We start from the raw sequence: 4931 nt of genomic DNA, 5'->3' as shown, positions 1-4931 counted from the left end.
GATTTTCGGCCGGATGGTGCGGGCCATGTATTCGGCCTTGTCCGAGGCGCGGCGGGCGGGCACCACGTTGCGGGCGTCCACCTCCACGGCCGGGCACTGGAGCCGGGCGAGCAGCTCGGCCAGCCAGGCGCGCTTGGGCTTGGTGGGGTCGGCGTCGGTGACGAGCAGGCCGATTTTGGCCAGGGCCGCGTATTCGGCCACGGCCGCGCCCGGTTCGCCGCGCAGCAGGACGAAGGGGATGCCGAGGGCGGCCAGAGTGCTTGCGGTCTCTTGCAGACCGTGCACGATGAAGGCGAAGTGCGCCAGGGCCGCCAGGGGGTAGCTCCGGGCCAGGCAGAAGGCCACGGCCAAGGGCTGGCCCCTCTGCCGCGCCAGTTCCTGGGCGTGCAGCAGGGCCCAGTTGTCCTGCGCGCGCAGCTCGCGGTGCATCCAGTAGAGCACAGGACCAGGCTGTTGTGGTCTGTTGTGGATGAGCCTTGCGCGCGCGGGATGCATGGCTACCCCGACTGGGCCACGGCTTGGCGCTGCCGCAGAATGGACAGGGCCCAGGGCACGGCCAGAAGCAGCAGGGTGCCGCCCCAGGCCAGGGCGGCGGGGTTCATCAGGCCTTCCTTGAGCGGAATGGCCACGGCCCCGACCACGAAGGTGCCCACCATGAGCCATTCCTCGCGCGGGGAGCCCACGGGCCGGGGCAGCTCACGCGTGGCCAGAAGCCGCACGGTCATGCACAGGGCGATGGGCAGGAACTGGGCCACGCGGAAGTCGCGGTAGCGCGGGTCCACCAGCAGGCCGAAGGTGAGGGCCAGGGCGGCCAAGCCGAAAAGCAGGTCCAGCAGGCCCACCCACTCCACGCGGCTCTTCAGGTTCAGGCGGAAGCTGCGCAGGGCCTCCAGCCGGGCGATGACCGGGGTGAGCGGCCTGGGCCCGGAGGTGCCCATTCCGGCCGGGGCGGAAAGCTGGTCCGCCAGTTCGGAGAACACCAGCAGGCACAGGATGGCGCCGCCGCCGGTCATGAGCACGCCGCCGATGACCCCGGCCGGGCCGAAGGCCAGGCGCAGGCTCTGCTCGGCGCTCATGGCCAGCATGGTGGCCAGGGCTTGGGCGGCCAGGCACAGCAGGGCGGTCTTGCCCGCGCCGCGCGGCGGGCGCAGGCGCAGCGCAAGCCCGGCCAACAGCGCGCCAAGGACCGAAGACGCCAGGAAGGCATCCTGCCAATAGGGCTTTTCGCTCACCGGACCGGTGAGGGGGAATTTGATGTGGCGGTCGATGTCGATGATGCCCCAGTTGCCGCCAACCGTGCCTTCCTGCCCGAACTTCCAGGGTTCGTCGAAGAGCTCGAACAAGTTGAAGTCGATGCCCTTCTCCTCGGCGGTATTGATGATCTGGCGCACGAAGGTGGCCTGGGCCACGCGGCCGGGCACGGCGTCCTTGCGCACGCGGCCCGCGCTGGGCCAGCCTATTTCCCCGATGAGGATGGGCTTGCCCGGGTAGGCGCGGGCGATGGCCGCATGGGCGTGCAGCATGTGCTCGATGGTGTGCTCAAGGGGCGTGGGCGTGTTCTCCCAGTAGGGCAGCACGTGGATGGTCACGGAGTCGACCTCTTTGGCCACCAGGGGGTACAGAAGCCAGAACTCCCACACGTCGGCGTAGGTGACGGGCTGCTTGATGGCCGCCTTGACCCGGCGGATGTAGTCGATGAGCAGCTCCGGGGTGATCTCGCGGCGCAGGAGCACCTCGTTGCCCACCACCACGCGCTCCACCGTGTCCGGGTAGTCGTTGGCGGCCTTGATGAGCCCGGCGATTTCCTTCTCGTTGCTTTCCAGGTTGGCGCCCACCCAGGCCCCCAGGATGACCTTGAGCCCGTTCTTCTGGGCCAGCTCCGGCACGGGGGCGAACTGGTTGGTGTTGGAATAGGTGCGGATGCGCTCGAAGTGCTTGGCCGCCACGGCCATGTCCTGCTCCAGCTGCTCCCGCGTGAAGGACGCGCCGAAGGGGCTTTGCCCGGCGCGGTACGGACTGAAGGACGCGCTCTTGATGCGCGGGGTCTTGGCGTCGGGAATGTCTTGCGGGCGGCCCTGGGCCCACCAGAAGACGAAGTTCAGGGCCACGGCGGCCGCCAGGGCGAGAAGAGCCGTGGCCAGGCCGGTCAGGGTGGCCAGGACAGTGGTGGTGGGGCGCATGGAAACCTCCGCAAAAAGCTGGCCTCCCGAAAGCGGGAAGCGGCGGCTCCAGGCCTACCCGTTCGCGTCCAGGGATTCAAGCCCCAAGGGGCAGGCCGCTTCGCCCGCGCCCTGGGCCAGAACGTAGCGGTTCTTGCCGCTGCGCTTGGCGCTGTACATGGCCTTGTCGGCCAGGGCCATGAGCTCGCTTGGGGTGGAGGCCGCGCCCGGAGCCAGGGCTATGCCGATGGACGCGCCCACGCGGGCGTCGCGGCCGTCAATGCACACGGGCAGGTTCACCGCCGCGATGATCTCGTCGGCCAGGCGCTCGGGCTCGAAGGCGTCGCAGGGCCAGGTCTCCATGAGCACGAACTCGTCGCCCCCAAGGCGCACACAGTTCTCCGGCCTGGTGGCGCAGCGGCGCAAGCGCTCGGCCACGGTCTGCAGCAGGATGTCTCCGGCCTGGTGGCCCAGGGTGTCGTTCACGGCCTTGAAGCCGTCCAGGTCGATGAAGAAAAGACCGAGCACGTGGCGCAGCTCCAGCGCGCCGCCCACCAGTTTGGGCAGGGCGTCCTTCAGAAACAAACGGTTGGGCAGGCCGGTCAGGGTGTCGTGGTAAGCGGCGTGGTGCAGGTCATGGACGTTGCTCAGATCTTTGACTATACAGTAAAAAATCTCGGTATCCGGAAAGAAGAGCACGTTCCAGTTGAAACGTTTAAACAGCCCCTGGTCACAACGAAAGCGAAAATCAAAGGTGGTGCTGGCCGCATCGCTTGTGATAAGACTTTGGAAGGCCGCCAGCACGCGCTCACGATCCTCGAAGTCCATGAATTCGAGGAGGTACTGGCCGCGCAAGGCCTCGGGCCACAGACCGGTGGAACGCTGCCAGGCGGCGTTGGTCGCCAGAATGCAGCCGTCCATGTCCAAGGCCACGGCCATGTCGTAGGACAGGGCCATCCAGGCGTAGCGTTCTATATGGAAGAGCCGGGAGACGAGTTCGGGTCCGGCCCCTTCCTCCAGCAGTTCCTTTACATTCATAGACGGACTCGCTAGCATTTGTTCAAGAACAAGTCCATGTTCATGTGAAAGTTGTCATAATTGTCACACTTCAGGAGCAAGGCGATGGCATCCCCATCACATTACGAGACGCTTTTTGTGGCCCGGCAGCCCGTGCTGGACGAGGCCCTGAACACCTGGGGATATTTTCATTACTATCGCCGCTGCCAGGAGCACACCTACTCGGAATTTTCCGATCCGCTCCAGGCCACCCTGTCCGTCATCCAGTGCCTGCCCGCCTGCATGGACACCTGCGCCCAGCCGCACAAGGCGCTCATCCACCTGCCGCCGCAGGCGCTCATGACCGGCATCCCCAAGGCTCTTGGGGCGGCATGCGTCATGCCCGTGCTCGACCCCTACCCGGCGGACGACGCGCGCTACCTGGACTCCCTGCGCACCCTGAAGGCCGAGGGCTACCACTTGGCCCTGGACCTGGCCAGGCCCTTTGACCTCAAGAATCCCCTGCTCGAGGTCGCCGGCACGGTCATTCTGGACATGCGCGCGCCCGAAGCCCTGAACGGCGAGCTGAAAAGCACCGTGGCGGAGCTGAAGCGGCGCGGACACATCCTGCTGGCCAAGCGCGTGGAAACCCACGAGGCCGCGGACATGGCCCGCGACCTGGGCTTCAGCCTGTTCGCCGGGCACTTCTTCCGCGAGCCCGTGACCCTGACCCAGCGCAAGATCTCCGCCGCGGAATCCACGCGCCTCACCCTGCTCGACCTGCTTTCCCGCTCGGAGCCGCCCACGGACCTGCTGGTGAACGCCATCGAGGCCGACGCCTCCGTGTCCTACCGGGTGCTGACCATGCTGAATTCCGCGCACTTCGGCCTTTTGAAGAAGGTCTCCTCCGTGCGCCAGGCCGTGGTCATGGCGGGCTGGATGCAGCTCTCGGCCTGGCTGCGGGTCATGGTCATGGGCGACGTGACGCCCTCCACCAAGGCGCGGGAACTGCTGCACCTCTCGGCCCAGCGCGCCAAGTTCTTCGAACTGCTGGCCCTGGCCTCCGACCGCCGGGCCGAGGCCGACAGCCTGTTCCTGCTGGGGCTCTTCTCGCTCTTGCCCGCCATGCTCGACATGCCCATGGCCACGGTGCTGGACAAGCTCTCCCTGGACGACGGCCTGTACGCGGGCCTTTGCGGCGAGCCCGGCCCCTACGCCTCGTGGCTGGCCATGGCCCAGGCCATCGAGGACACCCGCTGGGACGACATGGCCGAATGCGCCCTGAACCTGGGCCTGCCCACCGGCTCCGTGGCCACGGCCTACAACGCCTCCTTCCAGTGGGCCGACACCCTGCTGCTGGCGCTGCCGCACAACCACAAGAACGGACACGGGGGCCGCAGCGAAGGCTGAGGCTTCTCCCCGTTTTCCGCCGCGCCCGGCGCGAGCCCGCACCTTGAGGAGCCTCATGTCCCGCGCACCGGCTTCCGCAACCCACGGCACTCACCGCCGCATGTCCGGTCGACTTCGCGTGAGCGCGACCGGCCTGCTGCGTCTCTACTTCCTGCATTTCACCCTGGCGCTGGCCGACGCCCTGGTGGTGGAGGAACGCATTCGCCTGGGCGTGGCCACTGCGGCCTTCCCCAGCGGGCGCAAGTACAGCGTCAGCGCCGGCGTGGCCGCCCTCGGCCCCGAGGACAGCGTGGACAGCCGGCGCCAGCGGGCCGACACGGCCCTGTACCAGGCCAAGAACAGCGGACGCGACCGCGTCTGCGCCAG

General features: G+C 67.7%; 5 protein-coding genes. 2 read left to right on the top strand and 3 right to left on the bottom strand.

Translation table 11 applies throughout. The annotated features are described in order from the left end of the window. The 3 genes from VN419_RS02240 to VN419_RS02230 form a co-directional block, all read right to left on the bottom strand. Positions 1 to 495 (bottom strand): deoxyribodipyrimidine photo-lyase (locus VN419_RS02240; RefSeq protein ID WP_325643992.1); only part of this gene is annotated, 495 nt, incomplete at its 3' end. Positions 496 to 497: 2 nt separating this feature from the next. Next, on the bottom strand, positions 498 to 2180 hold the full coding sequence (locus tag VN419_RS02235) for a hypothetical protein (protein ID WP_325643990.1): 1683 nt from the start codon (positions 2178 to 2180) through the stop codon (positions 498 to 500). 54 nt (positions 2181 to 2234) lie between these two features. Further along, positions 2235 to 3197: a GGDEF domain-containing protein gene (locus VN419_RS02230; RefSeq protein ID WP_325643989.1), complete on the bottom strand. Its 963-nt coding sequence runs from the start codon at positions 3195 to 3197 to the stop codon at positions 2235 to 2237. An 84-nt stretch (positions 3198 to 3281) separates the two neighbouring features. On the opposite strand from VN419_RS02230, the gene VN419_RS02225 reads away from it, so the two are divergent. Together VN419_RS02225 and VN419_RS02220 are read left to right on the top strand one after the other, a co-directional pair. Further along, a complete protein-coding gene (locus tag VN419_RS02225) occupies positions 3282 to 4565 on the top strand; it encodes an EAL and HDOD domain-containing protein (RefSeq protein WP_325643988.1) in 1284 nt (427 codons plus the stop codon). 118 nt (positions 4566 to 4683) lie between these two features. Continuing rightward, positions 4684 to 4931: diguanylate cyclase domain-containing protein (locus VN419_RS02220; RefSeq protein ID WP_325643986.1), on the top strand; the 248-nt coding region annotated here is incomplete at its 3' end.

This window comes from Humidesulfovibrio sp. (assembly GCF_035560995.1).
In the GTDB taxonomy this organism is placed as follows: domain Bacteria; phylum Desulfobacterota; class Desulfovibrionia; order Desulfovibrionales; family Desulfovibrionaceae; genus Humidesulfovibrio.
The sequence above is the reverse complement of the archived record's forward strand: the minus strand, read 5'-3'. Positions and strand labels throughout refer to the sequence as shown.